Source organism: Pseudobdellovibrio exovorus JSS (genome assembly GCF_000348725.1).
Taxonomy (GTDB): Bacteria; Bdellovibrionota; Bdellovibrionia; order Bdellovibrionales; family Bdellovibrionaceae; genus Pseudobdellovibrio; species Pseudobdellovibrio exovorus.
Genome location: NC_020813.1, coordinates 2,401,375 through 2,417,248, shown reverse-complemented (window position 1 = coordinate 2,417,248; position 15,874 = coordinate 2,401,375). Strand labels below are relative to the sequence as shown.

At 41.2% G+C, this 15,874-nt stretch carries 15 protein-coding genes; 8 read left to right on the top strand and 7 right to left on the bottom strand.

The features are described 5' to 3' along the window. Positions 1-306: 306 nt before the first annotated feature. From hpt to A11Q_RS11885, 4 genes are all read right to left on the bottom strand, one after another. Positions 307-825 (bottom strand): hypoxanthine phosphoribosyltransferase, encoded by a 519-nt coding sequence (hpt, locus tag A11Q_RS11900; protein WP_015471071.1) that lies wholly within the window; start codon positions 823-825, stop codon positions 307-309. A 22-nt stretch (positions 826-847) separates the two neighbouring features. Next, positions 848-1,567: a tetratricopeptide repeat protein gene (locus tag A11Q_RS11895; protein ID WP_015471070.1), complete on the bottom strand. Its 720-nt coding sequence runs from the start codon at positions 1,565-1,567 to the stop codon at positions 848-850. Beyond that, positions 1,567-2,310 carry an outer membrane protein assembly factor BamD gene (bamD, locus tag A11Q_RS11890; protein WP_015471069.1) on the bottom strand — a complete coding sequence of 248 codons (744 nt, stop codon included), beginning with the start codon at positions 2,308-2,310 and terminating at the stop codon, positions 1,567-1,569. The genes A11Q_RS11895 and bamD overlap by 1 nt, the downstream gene beginning before the upstream one ends. Positions 2,311-2,462: 152 nt before the next feature. Beyond that, the gene (locus A11Q_RS11885; RefSeq protein WP_015471068.1) at positions 2,463-3,347 is read right to left on the bottom strand and encodes an IdeS/Mac family cysteine endopeptidase; all 885 of its coding nucleotides are present in this window, start codon (positions 3,345-3,347) and stop codon (positions 2,463-2,465) included. Positions 3,348-3,487: 140 nt separating this feature from the next. Between A11Q_RS11885 and A11Q_RS11880 the strand changes: the two genes are divergently transcribed. From A11Q_RS11880 to mltG, 5 genes are read left to right on the top strand one after another with little or no spacing between them, the layout of a single operon-like run. Continuing rightward, positions 3,488-4,909: an aminotransferase class III-fold pyridoxal phosphate-dependent enzyme gene (locus A11Q_RS11880; protein WP_015471067.1), complete on the top strand. Its 1,422-nt coding sequence runs from the start codon at positions 3,488-3,490 to the stop codon at positions 4,907-4,909. A gap of 1 nt (position 4,910) precedes the next feature. Further along, positions 4,911-6,260, top strand: coding sequence for a M20 family metallopeptidase (locus A11Q_RS11875; RefSeq protein WP_015471066.1), 1,350 nt, complete (start codon positions 4,911-4,913; stop codon positions 6,258-6,260). Further along, positions 6,257-7,300 carry an arginine N-succinyltransferase gene (locus tag A11Q_RS11870; RefSeq protein WP_015471065.1) on the top strand — a complete coding sequence of 348 codons (1,044 nt, stop codon included), beginning with the start codon at positions 6,257-6,259 and terminating at the stop codon, positions 7,298-7,300. The genes A11Q_RS11875 and A11Q_RS11870 overlap by 4 nt, the downstream gene beginning before the upstream one ends. Further along, on the top strand, positions 7,297-8,802 hold the full coding sequence (locus A11Q_RS11865) for a succinylglutamate-semialdehyde dehydrogenase (protein WP_015471064.1): 1,506 nt from the start codon (positions 7,297-7,299) through the stop codon (positions 8,800-8,802). Before A11Q_RS11870 ends, A11Q_RS11865 begins: the two co-directional genes overlap by 4 nt. Before the next feature lie 13 nt (positions 8,803-8,815). After that, positions 8,816-9,892 carry an endolytic transglycosylase MltG gene (gene mltG, locus A11Q_RS11860; RefSeq protein WP_015471063.1) on the top strand — a complete coding sequence of 359 codons (1,077 nt, stop codon included), beginning with the start codon at positions 8,816-8,818 and terminating at the stop codon, positions 9,890-9,892. A gap of 19 nt (positions 9,893-9,911) precedes the next feature. Here mltG and A11Q_RS11855 read toward each other — a convergent pair whose 3' ends face one another. Beyond that, positions 9,912-10,400, bottom strand: coding sequence for a hypothetical protein (locus tag A11Q_RS11855; protein ID WP_015471062.1), 489 nt, complete (start codon positions 10,398-10,400; stop codon positions 9,912-9,914). Positions 10,401-10,428: 28 nt separating this feature from the next. Here A11Q_RS11855 and A11Q_RS11850 point away from each other — a divergent pair, with 28 nt between their 5' ends. Continuing rightward, on the top strand, positions 10,429-11,037 hold the full coding sequence (locus A11Q_RS11850) for a nitroreductase family protein (protein ID WP_015471061.1): 609 nt from the start codon (positions 10,429-10,431) through the stop codon (positions 11,035-11,037). Between the two features lie 69 nt (positions 11,038-11,106). On the opposite strand, the gene A11Q_RS11845 is transcribed toward A11Q_RS11850, so the two are convergent. Continuing rightward, positions 11,107-12,039, bottom strand: a complete 933-nt coding sequence (locus A11Q_RS11845; protein WP_148284998.1) for a hypothetical protein — start codon at positions 12,037-12,039, stop codon at positions 11,107-11,109. A gap of 93 nt (positions 12,040-12,132) precedes the next feature. Between A11Q_RS11845 and A11Q_RS11840 the strand changes: the two genes are divergently transcribed. After that, on the top strand, positions 12,133-12,816 hold the full coding sequence (locus A11Q_RS11840; RefSeq protein WP_041575273.1) for a hypothetical protein: 684 nt from the start codon (positions 12,133-12,135) through the stop codon (positions 12,814-12,816). 4 nt (positions 12,817-12,820) lie between these two features. On the opposite strand, the gene A11Q_RS11835 is transcribed toward A11Q_RS11840, so the two are convergent. Next, positions 12,821-13,597: a glycosyltransferase family 2 protein gene (locus A11Q_RS11835; protein WP_015471058.1), complete on the bottom strand. Its 777-nt coding sequence runs from the start codon at positions 13,595-13,597 to the stop codon at positions 12,821-12,823. A 125-nt stretch (positions 13,598-13,722) separates the two neighbouring features. Here A11Q_RS11835 and A11Q_RS13640 point away from each other — a divergent pair, with 125 nt between their 5' ends. Then, positions 13,723-15,873, top strand: coding sequence for a twitch domain-containing radical SAM protein (locus tag A11Q_RS13640; RefSeq protein ID WP_015471057.1), 2,151 nt, complete (start codon positions 13,723-13,725; stop codon positions 15,871-15,873). The last annotated feature ends 1 nt before the right edge of the window (position 15,874 follow it).

Below are 15,874 nucleotides of genomic sequence, written 5' to 3'. Positions count from 1 at the left end.
TGATACCTACTTATCGTCTGTTTTTGGGAAAACTTAATATGTCGATATTTTTTAATTGTGTCTTTGTTTGATACATGGATTGAAACATGTCTGGTGTGCAGAAAAGCTCGACTTTGGACGTGTTTTAAAAGGGCAATTTGAGCTGCCCTGTGGTCTAGCGTAATCTGAGAGAGCTTAATATAAGCATTATTCGCAGCAAAAGAGGGGTCTTCATGCTTCCGAAGCAATTGATATTTATATATGTAGTCGGCGTTATTACGTTGTTCGTTGTGAACGCAGTAATGGGCTAAGACTCAAGAATATAAATTAGTTTCTTAGAACGTAAATATCAGAGTAGTTACGGCCTAGCTCTTCAGAGTCCATTCCATATCCTACAACGTAGCGATCTTCGATTGTTTTACCGATGTAATCGGCGCGGATTGGTAATTCACGGCGAGCTGGTTTATCCAATAAAGTTACAATTCTAAGTGAAGCCGGATGAGAAGCTAACAGGCGGCTTTTTAAGAAACTCAACGTGCGAGCTGTATCGATTACCTCTTCAATGATGATGACATCTTTACCTGTGATATTCAGGCTGATGTCTTTCGTCATACGAATAGCTCCGCCTTTTTCAGTAGATTGAACGTAGACGAAATCCACTTGCTGCATTAACTCCACTTTGCGCATAAGGTCTGCCGCGAAGTGAATAGAACCGCGTAAAGGACAGATAAAGATAATCTCTTTACCTTCGTAGTCGCTTTCAATTTGCGAAGCTAATTTACTCACTAATTTAGCGATATCTTCTTTAGATAAAAATGATGTCATTTCGTCTTTGATTTGAGCCATAAAATCTCTCTTTATATCTTTCTTATAGGTGAGTTGTTACACCAGCAGCTTGGGCCATTTTTAAATAGCGCAAAGCCTCTTGGTTCTTCGCATCGTAGCGCAAAATATTCTCCCACTGATCGACGGCTTCGGCAATATGATGGGAATTATAAAGAACTAAACCAAGCTTCAGTCGAGGAGCCACAAGTTGCGGGTCTGTCTGTAGTAAAGTTTTAAGTTCCTTGATTGCTTTATCTTTTTGTCCGGCTTGCACATAGCACTCGGCAAGGCGCAAAACGTAATCTGCTTTTCTAGAGGATAATGAGCTGGCTTTTAAATATTGTTCAGCACTTTCTTCGAAGCGTTTAAACTGTAAGTACATATCGCCTAGCTCGGCGTGCTTCTGCGCGAACTTTTCATTGGTATTGGGATCTTTTTGCTGCTTCTTGCTATCGACTAAAGCTTTAGCTTCTTCGAAGATTTTTCTAGCATCTTCGTAGCGTCCAATATCATTTAAAATAATCGAAAGCCCAACAGCGGCATCTGTGTAACCAGGGTCGATTTCAAGAGCTTTTTTAAACGTCGTGATGGCGCGATTGAATTTACCTTGATCGTAATAGATCGTGGCTAACATCTGCAGAACTTCAGGGTTTCTAGAGTGCAACAGCGTAGGTTGATTCAAAAGTGGTTCTGCTGTGGCGTAATCACCTTCAATAAAAGCGGAACGAGCTTCGTCAATAAGCTGCTGCGAAAAAGACTTCATTACTCCAGTCCCTCGCGCTTAGCTTCTTTGGCTTCATCCGACTCTGGGAATTTTGAAATTAAAAGTCCGTAGTACTGAGACTGCTTTTGGCGATCTTCCAATTTCTGTGCGCTTTTCGTGGCTCCCAATAAAGAGCGAGGTTCTAATCCAAAACCAGGGAACTTTCTGTAAGAACTTTCATAGCGCAGCAAAGCTGATGAGTAGACTTTTTGTTTAAAATAAAAATCGGCAATATAGAGTTCTTTTTCATTCAGCATAGTGAAGGCTTTACGACGATACTCTTGCGCTTGCGGGAAATATTCTGAATTTGGAAAACGGCGAATCAATTCGTTGAAGCTGTAAACAGCATCATTGGCCAATGCGATATCGCGATCAAACGTATCGGGAAGTTGCTGGTAGTAACTCATGCCGATTTGAAAAATCACGTAATCAATACGTGCGTGTCGCGGATGTAACTCTCGAAAGTTTTGATAAGAGACTTGTGCCTCTGGATAAGCTTCACTGCGGAAGTGAACATCGGCAATAGCCAGCTCTGCTGCTGTGGCGTAGGAACTGTAAGGAAATTTATTTTTAACATCGTTGTAGCGTTGAATCGCAACTGTGTAGCGATCTTTCTTGTCGAACTCTTGTGCGATGGCAAAAGCTTCTTCTGCTGTGGACGCAGTTTTATCGGCACTAGTGCATGAAAATACACTGAATGAAAAAATAGAAATAAATAATAATTTCAAGATCTTACTTGTCATTTTAAATGAGTCCTAGTGCTTAAACTGATAAAACCCGAAGGGTCCAGTGATGTCAAAGTGAATCGAGTCCGCGCTGTAAAATCGACATTATTTTTGTGCTGAAAAAACACGCTTATAAAATAAGCTAAAATATATAAACCTAAAATATAAACTTAAAATATGAGGCTCAGCAGCTCTAAATCAGATTGGCGCATCCAACCTGAAAAGGCTCCGGCGCTTCGCACCTGATAATAGCCGTCTTGCTTTTGTAAAACCTCAACTTCAAAGCCGGCGGGAGCTGCGAAAATGACGGGCTTGTTGTCTCCGGCTGCAGTTTGCACGGGTGCTGAATCTGTCATCACAATAGCCCGTGGAATTTTACTGTCTGCATAGGTGAGCCATGTGATACTGCTAAAAATAACAGCAGCGGCGATGGACATGATAATTGGCCACTTAGCTGCACGAGTGTAAAGCCCTTCCAGCACACTTCGTCTGTCGGCCAACTGCTTTTTGAAAAACAGAAAAAAGCTTAATAAAACAAACAGTGAGCTCAGAACAAACCAAAGATCAACAGGAACTAAGCCTGCGGTTTTTTTGAAGTTTTCAAAACCTGAGGCGTTCTTTGCGATGTGGGGCACTTGAAACTGAGTGGCATAGTGTTCGAAAGCTGTTTTGGCCAAAGAGTTCGATGGATTGAGTGTGACAGCTTTTTTCGACCAAACATAGGCTTTCAGCAGATCATTCTGTTCAAACGCAATAGCCGACATATTGTGATAAATCACCGAAGCCTGTGTATCGCTCAAAGTAGAGCGATCCTGAGTTCGACTTTGGTCGAGTAACTGTTGGTAAGCTTCAAGAGATTTACCCCAGTCTTTTTGTTGCTGAAAGGCTAAAGCCTGTTCGAATGTCGCTGGTGGTAAAGTGTGACTATTCTGAATCTGAGTGTCACTTGTGGGTTCACTATCCGGTACAGCGGATACAGCTACGTCAGTAGAAGACAAGACTTCAGAAGGTAAAGTTTCGGCGGTAGTGACGTCGGTGTCGTTTTCTTGCGGCATAATGCCAAAGTCTACAAAGAAGCGGGGTTCGTTGTCACGTGCTACTGCACCGATGTAAGATGTTCTGATTCAAACCAATTTAGAAATTATTGGGCTAAACAACGCTAGGTAAATGCTGGCGTAAATAGGAAAGGTAAATCATGTTATCTCTTTTCAAAAATACTCTTAATCATGTCGCAGCTTCGGATGAAACTTTAGTTGGAAGACGTATTGATCGTGATCCCGCAGTTGAAAGTCTTGTGCGTGATTTAGTGGATGAAGTGAGTGCACATAATAATTCCATTGATACGGTTCGTGGTCCTAATGAATCTTTAAAAGTACAAGCGCAAAAGAAAGCAGAAGAGATCGCTAAATTACGTGGTCGTCCTCTGTACCATAACTATATCGGCACAGGTGCAGGACGTGGTCCTTTTGTTGAACTTGAAGATGGCAGTATCAAGTTGGATTTGATCAATGGTATCGGAATTCACTTAATGGGGCACAGTCATCCACGAGTGATGCAGGCTTCTGTGCGTGGAGCTTTGTCTGATATTATTATGCAAGGAAACTTACAGCCAAATAATGAGTACTTACATTTAACAGAAAAATTAGTACGCATTGCTGGCCGCCGTAGTAACTTGAAGCACGCATGGTTTTCAACATGTGGAACAATGGCGAATGAAAATGCTTTGAAGATGGCTCGCCAAAAAAATTCTCCAGCGCGATTTGTATTTGCTATGAAAAATGCTTTTGCCGGACGTTCAACGATGATGGCCGAAGTGACAGACAATGCGGCTTACAAGCAGGGCTTGCCTGAGTACAATGAAGTTTTAAGAATTCCAAATTACGATAAGCGTGATCCACAAAGTATTGAAAAAGCTTTGCGCGCGATGAAAGAACAGTACGCTCAACATGAAAAAGATGTGTCGTGTTTTGTATTTGAACCGATGCTGGGCGAAGGTGGCTTTGTGCCAACTCCACGTGAGTTTTACATCCCGATGTTAGAGTTCTGTAAACAAAACAAGATCGCCGTGTGGGCAGACGAAGTGCAAACATTTGCTCGTACGGGTGAATTCTTTGCTTTTGAAACGATGGATTTAGGACAGTACATGGATATCGTCACTATTGCGAAGACAGTGCAGTTGGGAGCCACTCTTTACACGGAAGAGTACAACCCAAAACCAGGTTTAATCGCAGGGACATTCTCGGGCGGGACGTCATCAATGGCAGCCGGATTGGAAATTCTGAATATGTTAGAGGAAGGCTATTTGGGACCAAATGGTCGCATTCAACAAATTCACCAACGTTTTATCGACGGATTAAATAAGCTAAATGAAACCACATGCAAAGATTTAACACGAGATGCAGGTGGCATGGGATTGATGATTGCGTTCACTCCGTTCGATGGAAAAAAAGAACAGGTTGAAGCGCTAGTCAAAAAACTTTTTGCTAATGGCTTGATTGCATTCAGTTGCGGAAAAGACCCTGTGCGTATTCGCTTCTTAGTGCCAGCGATTATCCAAGATTCAGAAATTGATTTAGCATTACAAATTGTAGAAAAGACAATTTTAGAAGGGCTCTAGTTTGAGTCTTGTCGAAGTTTGTCGCAAGCTGATCTCCATCGACAGTTGTCCGACCAGTTCAACTGTCGAATTGGTAGATTACTTGGCGCAATTAGCAGAGCAAGCTGGCCTGCAAGCGGAAGTGATGCATGAAGTGCAAAACGGCATTACGCAGGCGAATATCATTGTGCGGACTCCCGATCACAAAGTGGGGGATCGAGAATTCCTGCTGCAAACGCATTTGGATACAGTCGATCCAGGAAATTTTGCTCTTTGGAAAAAAAATGATTTTAATCCCTATGATGCCGTCATTGAGGATGGAAAAATTTATGGGTTAGGTGCTGCTGAAGTAAAGCTGGATTTTATTTGTAAATTGAATGCTCTAGCAAAAATGAAAGACAAACCTTTCAATGCCTTAAAACCAGTTCTTGTCGGCACTTTCGGCGAAGAAACAGGAATGCAAGGGGCTTTAAAGTTAGTACGCAAAAATAAAATCAACGCCAAGTATGCTTTAATTGGTGAAACGAGCGATTTAAAAATTATTAATGCGGCTAAAGGCTTCGCCGTAGTGGAAGTGCGTATTCCCATTAGCGAAGAAGAAGTGGCCTACAAACAATCGCGTGAATTAGCAGAATCGACAACAACACAGACAAAAGTTTTTTCTGGAAGGTCAGCACATTCTTCAACTCCGCATCTAGGTGATAATGCTATTCAGAAGATGTTAGACTTCTTACAAAAGATGCCCGAGAACATGGTGCTCATCGAAGTCGATGGTGGCACACGTTTCAACATGATTCCAAGTCAGGCTATGGTGGAACTTGAAATGGTTTCCCATATTAAAAATCCGACGCTGCAAAAATTGAACAAAATTTATAAAGTTATTCAAGAGGTCGATGTCGATATGCGCCTTCTGGTGGATGAAGAGTTTGAGCCGTCCCATTCGACGTGGAGTGCCGGAATTATCAGAACACAGACGGATAGTATTCTTTTAGGGGGATCGTGCCGCATCTTGCCGAATGTCACACAAGAGCAATACGAACTGTGGATGAAGAAGATTCAACAGGTATGTGAAGAGTGCGGAGCCCAATTCCGTATAACCGATTATAAGCGTCCTTATCGCACGAATGATAGCTCAGTTCTTATTAAATCAGCGCAGAGTATTCTAGAGAAAATGGGTTTGGAACCCCGTTGTGTGAGCTTGGCTTCGACCAATGAGGCGAGTTTGTTTACTCGGCTTGATATCGAATGTATTTGCTTTGGTGCGGGGGTACGAGAAGGCAATGTGCATACTCCCGAAGAACATGTTAAGATAGAGGACCTCGAAAAGGCGACCGCCTTTTACGAGCAAATGATCGAAAGGTTTTGTTTATGAGTTTTTTAATCAGGTCTGTAAGAAGTGATGATCTTCAGCAACTGACCGATTTGGCGAAGCAATTTAATTTGCTGAACCTGCCGGGCAACCGCAAGATTTTAGCTGAAAAAATTGCCCGCAGTGAGGCTTCATTTGCTGGCGAATTGCCAAAAGATAAGTCGGAATATGTTTTTGTTGTGGAAGATACAGAAGAGAACTTAGTGGTGGGAAGCTCCTTGATTATCGCGAAACACGGTAATGAAGAAGTTCCGCATTGCTACTTTAAAATCCTCAAGCGCGACCATTTTTCTCAGGATTTAGGCTTGGGATTTATTCATCAGGTCTTACGTTTTCAAACGGATTCTGATGGGCCGACAGAAATTGGTGGACTCTTGGTAGATAAGACCTATCGTCGTCGCCCTGAGCGTTTAGGAAAACAAATTTCATTAAGTCGTTTTGTCTACATGGGATTAAACCCTGAGCGTTTTGAAGAGCGAGTGCTGTGTGAACTGACTCCGCCACTGACAGAAGAAGGGCGCAGTGAGTTTTGGGAAGCCTTAGGTCGTCGCTTCACAGGATTACCTTATCAAGAAGCGGATATGCTTTCGCAAACAAATAAAGAATTTATCGAAGCTCTTTTCCCAGAGGAAGATATTTATCTGAGCCTACTGGATTCTAAAGCGCGTTTGGTATTGGGACGTGTTGGTGAGGCGACCAAGCCAGCTCAACATTTACTTGAGAGTATCGGTTTTGAATATCTGGATGAAGTGGACCCTTTTGATGGAGGCCCTCATTACGGAGCTAAAACGTCTGAAATCTTACCTATTAAAACAGGAAAGAAAGTCACAGTAGGGGAATTGAAAGAGGCGACATTTAAGAGCCAAGGTTTAATTGGTGTCGGTTCTGACAGTTTCCGCTGTGTGATGAGCAGTTACGAGATTCGTGATGGCATTGTGGCTTTGCCAGCACGTGCACGTGAGCTGTTACAAGTGGAATCAGATCAACAAGTTTTTGTCAGCCCACTGGGAACTACTGGCGAAGGTGGAAGAAGGTCATCATGAGTTTAAAAAATATAACATTTGCCGGAGATTTCATTGCAGGCAAGTTTATTAAAAATGAAAAATCAGACGGACAGTTCAAAGATATTAGTCCCGCGGACTTAAAAGATCATGTTTTAACGATAGATTATCAGTTAGATCATGTGGATAGAGCGTGTAAAGCGGCAAAAGAGGCTTACATGCCATGGGCGAAATTGTCTTTAGACGAAAGAAAGAATTATCTTTTAAAACTGAAAGATGTCTTTATCGCGCGCGAAGCTGAAATGGCTGAATTGATCGCACGTGATACAGGTAAGTCACTTTGGGATGCGACAAGCGAAGCTAAAGCGCTGTCTGCTAAAATTGATATCACGGTGAAAGAGTCTGTGAAGCTGATCGCTGAAGAGCGTATCACCAATGCTTTACCACAAGTGGATGGGGTGATTCGCTATCGCTCACGTGGGGTGATGGCTGTTATTGGACCTTTTAACTTTCCGGCGCATTTGCCTAATGGCCATATCGTTCCCGCATTACTTGCGGGAAATACAGTTGTTTTTAAACCATCTGAACAGACTCCGGCTGTAGGACAATTGTATGCACAGATGATTGAAAAAGCAGAGTTCCCAGCAGGCGTATTTAATTTAATCCATGGTGAAGGCGAAACAGGACGTCGCCTTGTGGCCCATGAACTTGTGGATGGCGTATTGTTTACGGGTTCGTATGAGGTGGGATTAAAAATCAAACAGGAAACTTTGAATCACTACTGGAAAATCACCGCGCTGGAAATGGGCGGAAAAAATGCGACAGTGGTTTGGGAAGATGCGGATTTAGATAAAGCTGTTTATGAAACGCTTGTTGGTGCCTACATGTCGACAGGTCAAAGATGTTCAGGTACATCGCGAGTTATCTTACATGATAAAATTGCGGATGAGTTTACTGAGCGTTTTTATCAGGCTTCTAAGAAATTGACGATTGGTCACTGGTCAAAGAACCCATTTATGGGACCATTGATTAACGGAGCCGCTGTCGAAAAGTATATTCGTTTTCAAGAGATGGCGAATCGCGAAAATTGTGAAAGCTTAATGCGTGGTAAGGCTCTTGAGTTAGAACACAAAGGTCACTATGTGACTCCGAGTATTCATTTAGTTAAAAACTTCGATCCAAAATCTGTCTATCAAAAAACAGAAATTTTTGGCCCGAATGTCGCTATTTATCGTTCAAGCGATTTTGATAAGACAATGGAAATTGTCAACTCAACAGGATATGGCCTAGTCATGGCTCTGTTCAGTAAAAATAAAGAACTTTATGAATCGGCATTATTACAAGCGCGCGTGGGTTTACTTAATTGGAACCGCACAACGAATGGAGCCAGCTCAAGACTGCCATTTGGTGGAATGGGTAAATCAGGTAATGATCGCCCTTCGGCTCACTTTGCAATTCAGTATTGCACAGTTCCTGTGGCCAGCTTAGAAGATCCGACTTCATTGGATAAGACAAAGCTTTTACCTGGGGTTAGCCTTGACTAACAAGGTTCTAAAATTGAGTTTTATCAGCAGTGTATGCATCGCGGTCGCTCTTGTAGCGGCCGTTGGCTTTTTTGCTTATCAAACCGTGATGACTCCAGCGGGTAAGGGAACTGCTGAAGTTTTATTTGATATTGAGCCGGGTGATACACTTCCGCGCATTTCGGCAGCGTTGGAAGAGCAACAGCTTATTCGGAGTGCACGCCTTTTTCAGTACTATGTAAAATTCAAAGGTTTGGGGGGACAGCTTAAGGTGGGTGAGTACGCTTTAACTCAGTCTATGACTCCTGATCAAATTATTTCGGTTCTGATTTCTGGTCGCAGTGTGGCTCGTAAGATCACCTTCGCCGAAGGTTTAAATGTTTTTGATCTTGTTCAGATTTTTGAAAAAAATGAAATTGGGACTCGCGAAGAATTTTTTAAATTGGTCTATGATAAAGAGTTCATTAGATCTTTACTTGGCGAAGAGCTTCCTAGTTTGGAAGGCTATCTTTATCCAGAGACCTATCAGATCACTAAGTTTGAAAGTACACGTGCTTTGTTAACTCAGATGGTGCGTCGATTTCTACAGGTTTGGCAGTTAGAAATTGAACCTGTGGCTAAAAACTCAGGGTGGACACGAAACCAAATTGTGACTTTCGCCAGTATCGTAGAAAAAGAAACAGGTGCCGCTTTTGAACGACCACTTGTCTCTTCGGTGTTTCACAATCGCATTCACAAAAAAATGCGATTACAAACAGACCCTACCGTTCTGTATGGCATGGCCATGAAGCAAGGAAAGATGCCAAACAATATCACACGTAATGATTTGTTAACTCCAACGCCGTATAACAGTTACACCAATGCGGGCTTGCCTCCAACTCCTATTGCAAATCCGGGAAAAGATGCGCTTTTAGCAACATTAAGACCAGCGAAGACGAATTATATTTTCTTTGTTAGTAAGAATGATGGAACTCATGTGTTTTCTGAGACCTTGCAGCAGCACAATCAAGCCGTACGTGATTTTCAATTGAATCCAAAAGCTCGGGAAAACCGCTCATGGCGGGATTTAAATCAGCAGCCGCACCAATTGAATAATAAAATCAATAAGTAGTCGTGAGTGGTAACAGAAGTTAGTAAGAGTGATCTTCCGTCATCGGTTCGAAGATATGAAGATCACTGTTGTAACGGAAGGTATTCAGTCTTAGGTTCCCGTTACGATCAACAGAGGGCGCCAAGATATCCATGTGTCCATCTTGGTCTACATCTGACAAAGCCAGATTGGTCGCATTTTTATCAATGGTGATATGCACATCAGAGTCATGTAAAAGATCGAATTTTTGACGAAAAATCTGCTGTCCTGCTTCGGATTGCTCTTGGTAGATTTCAACAGAAATTCCGTGGGAATTCTTTACTTTCAAAATCAAAAATTGAGTTTGTTCAGGCCCATAAAAAGCTTCGATTTTGGCTAACAGTTGACGTTCGTCAGTTGCAAATAATGACTGCAGACGAGTTTGTACTGTAGGTAAAGATGACAGAATGGCAGCAGTCAAAGCGACTAAAAGTAAAATACCAATGATGATATTTTTTTTAGATGAAGAGGTATTATCTGCTGTATTCATGCTTCTCTATATTGTTATAATAGGGGGCATGGGTCAAATAAACAGAGATGATTTTTACAATTTAATAGCTTCTCGTAAGTCCATTCGTAAATTTAAAAAACAAGAGGTGCCCCATGAAGTTCTGGAAAGAATTTTAGCAGCGGCTATGCAAGCACCTTCTGGAAAGAATCGTCAAAATTGGAGGTTCTTTGTTGTTCAAGGGACTAAACGAGACGAATATTTGCAATATTCGCAAAAGTCATGGCTGGGTATTAAAGATGTTTTGCAAAAAAGATTAAAGCCATCTTTGTATGATTTCACAGAAAGATTTTTTTTCACATTAGGCGATGCGCCTGTTTTGATTTTTGCTTATTCCCATAACTCAACAGACGAACGCTATCACACGAGCATTGGCAGTGTTTATATGGCCGTGGAAAACTTGAATTTGGCGTGCCAGATTGAAGGCTTGGGTTGCTGCACGATGGGAGCTCCGCTCGAGATTAAAGATGAAGTGGATAAGTTCTTAGGTGTAGATCAGCTTGAAGAATACAAAAAAGGCGAGCTAGAACTTTTGTGTGGAGTCGTCTTGGGCTACCCTGATCACGAGCCCCCTAAAGCTCCGAGACAAACTGAAGGCCGTATCACATGGCTCAAGTGAGCCATTCGTCTGAGCCATTTTTCTCAGTGGTGCTCAGACGAAAATTATTAGGGTGAATAGGGCGAAGACTTAAAAATAGACTGTGAATTGAAAAGTTAAACCAGCACGTCCTCGGAATTCGTCATCCTGTCTGAAATCCAAGTGGGGAATTATCTGGTAATCTAAAATTTTATTATAAATGAGCTGATACCATGAAAGGGATAAGTTGTATCCGTTCAGGTGATAATTATCACGATTATCAGCATAGGTTAATAAGCTGTAGCTCATAGACGTGGTTTCGCTCAGTTGTTGCCCTAAGGTTAAACCTGTCGTGACCGAATATTTGTGGGCGTTGGCTTCGTAATCACCTTCGTTAATCCATGTTAGGGAATAGATATCACTTAAATAAAAATTGAAGTTCATCGAGTGAAATGTGCCAGGGCCTTTCGAGGCGCTAGCATAGAACTCGAGCTTGGGATTTGCTTTAAATGTTTGAAAGTCCCAGACGCTTTCAAAACCCAAAGAATGTGAAACTTGTAATGGGTCTTGTAGCTCAATACGCGGTTGAAAGGCCACACGAACAGCTCCTAAGCGACGGAAAAGTCCAACAGTCGCACCATAGTTTTGTTCGCGCGGGGTTTGACGAAGGAAACCACGACGCACACCACGTCCATCTTCTAATTCATCGTAAGTCGAAAACTTCAGATTCCAGTATTTTTCCAGATTATGAAAGCGAGGACTGACACTTAAAGCCGTTCTATTGATGTAGCCTTCACCCTCTTTAATGTAACTGCCATTGATCAAGCGAGCGTTGATCTTGCTCGGCTCATCTGTGATTTTTTTATTAACGAAGAAAAGGTCAATTCCCTCGGCGACGCTGTCAAACCAGTTTGAAATCACAACATTGCTATCTATGAAAAGTCGTTCAAAGGCCTGTGCCGCAGTTTCTTCAGGTTCCTCTTCAGTCTGTTCTAAGGGCCCAGTTTCATTTTGGGCAAAGCTCTGTGAAGTTAATAAACTCATAGCTAGAAACAGAATGGCGAAAAACTGACGCAAGCAAGTAAGGCCATAAAATTTTGATTGAATTTTATAAAGTCTCACCCGTATGCTTCCCTTGTGGCCCATATTAAAATGCTCAACATCAAAATGTTAATTTGTTTTTTTTTATTAGGCTATTCAAATTCCCTTTGGGCCTACACTCCGTCAGAGGGGAATATTTCTACGTATTTGGGGCCCTATTTTCACAAGAGCAATTTTGAAACCACAGCGTCTGGAACGACTTCTCCAATCCTAACGGGATGGGGGTTAGTGGTTCTAGGTGATGTGAATGAACGTGGAAGCTTAGAAGTGGGCATTCACTATCTGAATAAATACTATTACTCAGAACAAAATGGCATTGAGACTGTTGAAAAAAATGGTCTGTACCATGTGACGATGGGATATCGTTGGTGGTTTAAAGAGTACTTATCTGCTTCGTTGAGTTTCTTTTCCGCCTATTCATCCGGAGACCCTGTTGTGCTTTACACTAATGCTCCTGTGGGGTCTGAAGTCAAAACTTCGGCCCATGATACGGTTGAGTATGGGGTAGACTTGGCGGTGCAATTTGAACTGTGGAACCAAGGACTTTGGGGAGCAGTTTTAGATACACGCTATTCTTACTCGGTCACACCGAAGCCTGGTGAAAAAGCCGATCACTATGCCGTGATGTTAGGTCTGCGCTATACAGTACAAGAAAAGTTTCCAGAATCATCTTCGCAAGTAAGTGAAGACCAAATTAAGCCAGAACAAGCAAAGCCATAATAAATTAAGTCGTTAGCTCGCGAGTTTCTTTGTGAGAATTATTCCTATTGTTATAACCCACACGCCATTTGAAAAGTTTTACTAAAGTTTTAAATCCCACTTGCAGTGCTTTGGCATTAGAGATTTGATCTGTCGTGGACCAACGAATAGGTGAATACAAAAATGAAGTGTTGGTGCGTACAAGATGAAGCAGTAGGTCCATATTGAACGTAAAGCCATTGTCAAAATTCTGATAGGATCCATCTGCTAAATGACTATCAAAATCACTTAGGCGAAACAGATTAAGTCCCGAACCTAAATCTGAAATTTTTCTGAAAGTAAAAAGACTATAGAGCATATTTAAAGCGATGTTTCCGTATGTTCGTGTCAGGCTGTAGCCCGAAAGCAAAGATGTATCTGAAAAGCGTGACCCCAAGACCGTGATGCCATTATGTTTTTTAGATAGAGCAATCAGTTGAGGAATATCATAGGCCGTGGCTTGGTGGTCTCCGTGTAAGATCAGAAGATGGGTTGCTCCTGCGCTTTTAGCAAGAGTGAACGCCACTTTATGAGTCCCCCCAAGGCCGATGTTCGTGGAGTTTTGAAATACTTTAAAGCCCAAGAGTTCATTTTTTTTGATGAAGTCCAAAGCCACTTGCGGAGTGTTATCCTGACTGATGTTGTCGATGAGGAACACAGTTTCAATTTGAGCCTCTGTTTTGATAACCTCTTGCAGCTCTGAGATAACTCGTAAGATTTGAGGTTCACAGTTGTAACAAGGGATAGCCAGAGCAATTTTCATGAGTAAATCATAGGATAAGTTTGTGCGTAGCGCAATGAGATGGTGGTGACAAAAAAATAGATTCAAAAGTTAACTGTGTTAAGATGAGAATCTAAGAGTTCATTACATTCATACAGAGAAAGAATTTGAAACAGGCGATAATAGATATCCAAGAAAATTTATTATCTTTTTCTGAAATAGAGAAAAAGCTAGCGAGCGACTTCGAATCTCGGGATTCGCAAGAGTATCTTATAAACTTGCCATTAGGGGTGCTCTTAAACTCGGATTTAAAATCAGCCTCGCAACTGGTCAAGCTTTTAAGAAATAAGCCTCAAATACAAATTAAAACCAAGATCCCTCCTTCACAGGCGTATTTAGATTTTTTTGCTATTGGTGGGAATGAAGAAAGGTTTTGGCAGGTCCTTTCTGTCTTTCTAGAAGGACATGAGCAATTAACATGGAATTTGGATTACGAACTGGATTTAATTTCGATTTATAATTTTTCATTTAACTTAGAAAAAATTTTAGATTTGAATGGGCGTTTTAAACGCTCGGGCTTTAGTGACCATAATAGGGTGTTACCTATTTGCATTAACTTTGTTGAGAAAACGCAGGCTCCGTGGATGCTTCTAAAAGAAGGAACGGAAGAGGTTCTGGGACAACTGCAAATTTTAAAAGATTTTTTGTCACAAAGGCTTTCTTCAGAGCGCGCTCACTTAACTGGCTACCAGAGTTCAGATGTTGATCATGTGGAGGCCATTCATCACCAGTCTTTAAATGGCATCAGCTTGCCAGAAAAACGTAAACTCAATATTAATACTTGTCTGGCACTTTTAAAAAAAGAACAAGAAGACGGGAAAAGCTTTTTATATAGTTTTCCATTCTTGAAAGATTTTTGGGATTACTGTGCTCAATTTGACCCTCAGATAACTGAAAAAACTTTGGTGGCGACAAAAAATCAGTTGAACAAAGTTAGTCCGACCTTTTGCTTGGCTAAATGGACGACAACAACTCTTCATCTAGAAAGTGGAACTACCCATTCTTGTCACCATCCTCCAGTGCATAAGATACCGACACAAAAATTAGATGAGAACTTCTCTTCTTTGCACAATACAGATTATAAAATCAAGCAACGCAAAATGATGATACAGGGCAAGCGTCCTTCTGAGTGCGATTATTGTTGGAATATTGAGGACTTAAAAAGTAATGAAGTTAGCGATAGAATTATTAAGTCGGCGGCACCATATTCATTAAATCAGTTTGAAACTATCGTTAAGAATCCATATTCAGAAAAAATTAACCCTCGATATATTGAGATCAGTTTTAGTAATAAGTGCCAGTTCAAGTGCAGCTATTGTTCTGCTGATTATTCTTCGACATGGGCTGAAGAACTGAATAAGTTTGGAAACTATCAAACAATGTCAGGGGCCAGCACTAAGGAAATTATAAAAGAAGAAGATAATAAGTATGTTCAAACTTTTTGGAAATGGTGGCCACACTTAAAAGACGATATTCATACTTTGCGCATTACGGGTGGCGAGCCATTACTTTCGCCAAGTACATTCAAGGTTTTAGAAAGCTTAGTAGAAGAGCCTATCCCAAACATGAGTCTTTCTATTAATACAAATTTGGGTGCTCCTCCTGTACTAGTCGACAAGTTTATTGATTTATGTCGTGAGGTATATGAAAAAAAATCAGTAAAAACAGTCGAAGTCTTTACGAGTATTGATGCTTTTGGTCCACGTGCTGAATATATACGTCACGGATTAAAGAATGAATACTTTTGGCAGAATTTAGAAAAGCTTCTTCAAAGTGTGCCGCAGATGAAAGTTTATATTATGTGTACGTTCAACGCTTTGAGCATAACTTCATTTAAAGATCTTCTTAAAAAAGTTATGGAAGTTAACCTCAGACAACGTCATGCTCGTCGAATTTTTCCGTTAGATATTGATTTTGCGTATTTAAGACATCCTGAGTATCAAACAGTTAAAGTTTTACCATCTGAATATCAAGGCTACTTAGAAGATATAGTTCACTATATCGAGGAAAACCATTGGCTCAATTCAGGAAGTACAGAAATGGGCTTTTTGGATCACCATGTAATTAAAATGAAGCGTATACAAGAATGGATGCGCCAGCCGGTCTCAGATAGTTTTCTACATACTCAAAGATCGCGGTTCTATCAGTTTTTTTCAGAACACGATCGCCGTCGCCAGACCAATTTTGTTCAGACATTCCCAGAAATGAAAGAATTCTGGGAGTTATGTCAAAGACATCACGAAAGAGGGCTGATCTAGT

Excerpts from the sequence above, each read along its gene's own strand:
- hpt (WP_015471071.1), bottom strand. The coding sequence starts at position 825 with ATGGCTCAAATCAAAGACGAAATGACATCATTTTTATCTAAAGAAGAT.
- A11Q_RS11870 (WP_015471065.1), top strand. The coding sequence starts at position 6,257 with ATGAGTTTTTTAATCAGGTCTGTAAGAAGTGATGATCTTCAGCAACTG.
- A11Q_RS11835 (WP_015471058.1), bottom strand. The coding sequence starts at position 13,597 with ATGAAAATTGCTCTGGCTATCCCTTGTTACAACTGTGAACCTCAAATC.
- A11Q_RS11845 (WP_148284998.1), bottom strand. The coding sequence starts at position 12,039 with ATGAGTTTATTAACTTCACAGAGCTTTGCCCAAAATGAAACTGGGCCC.
- A11Q_RS11880 (WP_015471067.1), top strand. The coding sequence starts at position 3,488 with ATGTTATCTCTTTTCAAAAATACTCTTAATCATGTCGCAGCTTCGGAT.
- A11Q_RS11855 (WP_015471062.1), bottom strand. The coding sequence starts at position 10,400 with ATGAATACAGCAGATAATACCTCTTCATCTAAAAAAAATATCATCATT.
- A11Q_RS11895 (WP_015471070.1), bottom strand. The coding sequence starts at position 1,567 with ATGAAGTCTTTTTCGCAGCAGCTTATTGACGAAGCTCGTTCCGCTTTT.
- A11Q_RS11865 (WP_015471064.1), top strand. The coding sequence starts at position 7,297 with ATGAGTTTAAAAAATATAACATTTGCCGGAGATTTCATTGCAGGCAAG.
- A11Q_RS11850 (WP_015471061.1), top strand. The coding sequence starts at position 10,429 with ATGGGTCAAATAAACAGAGATGATTTTTACAATTTAATAGCTTCTCGT.
- bamD (WP_015471069.1), bottom strand. The coding sequence starts at position 2,310 with ATGACAAGTAAGATCTTGAAATTATTATTTATTTCTATTTTTTCATTC.
- A11Q_RS11885 (WP_015471068.1), bottom strand. The coding sequence starts at position 3,347 with ATGCCGCAAGAAAACGACACCGACGTCACTACCGCCGAAACTTTACCT.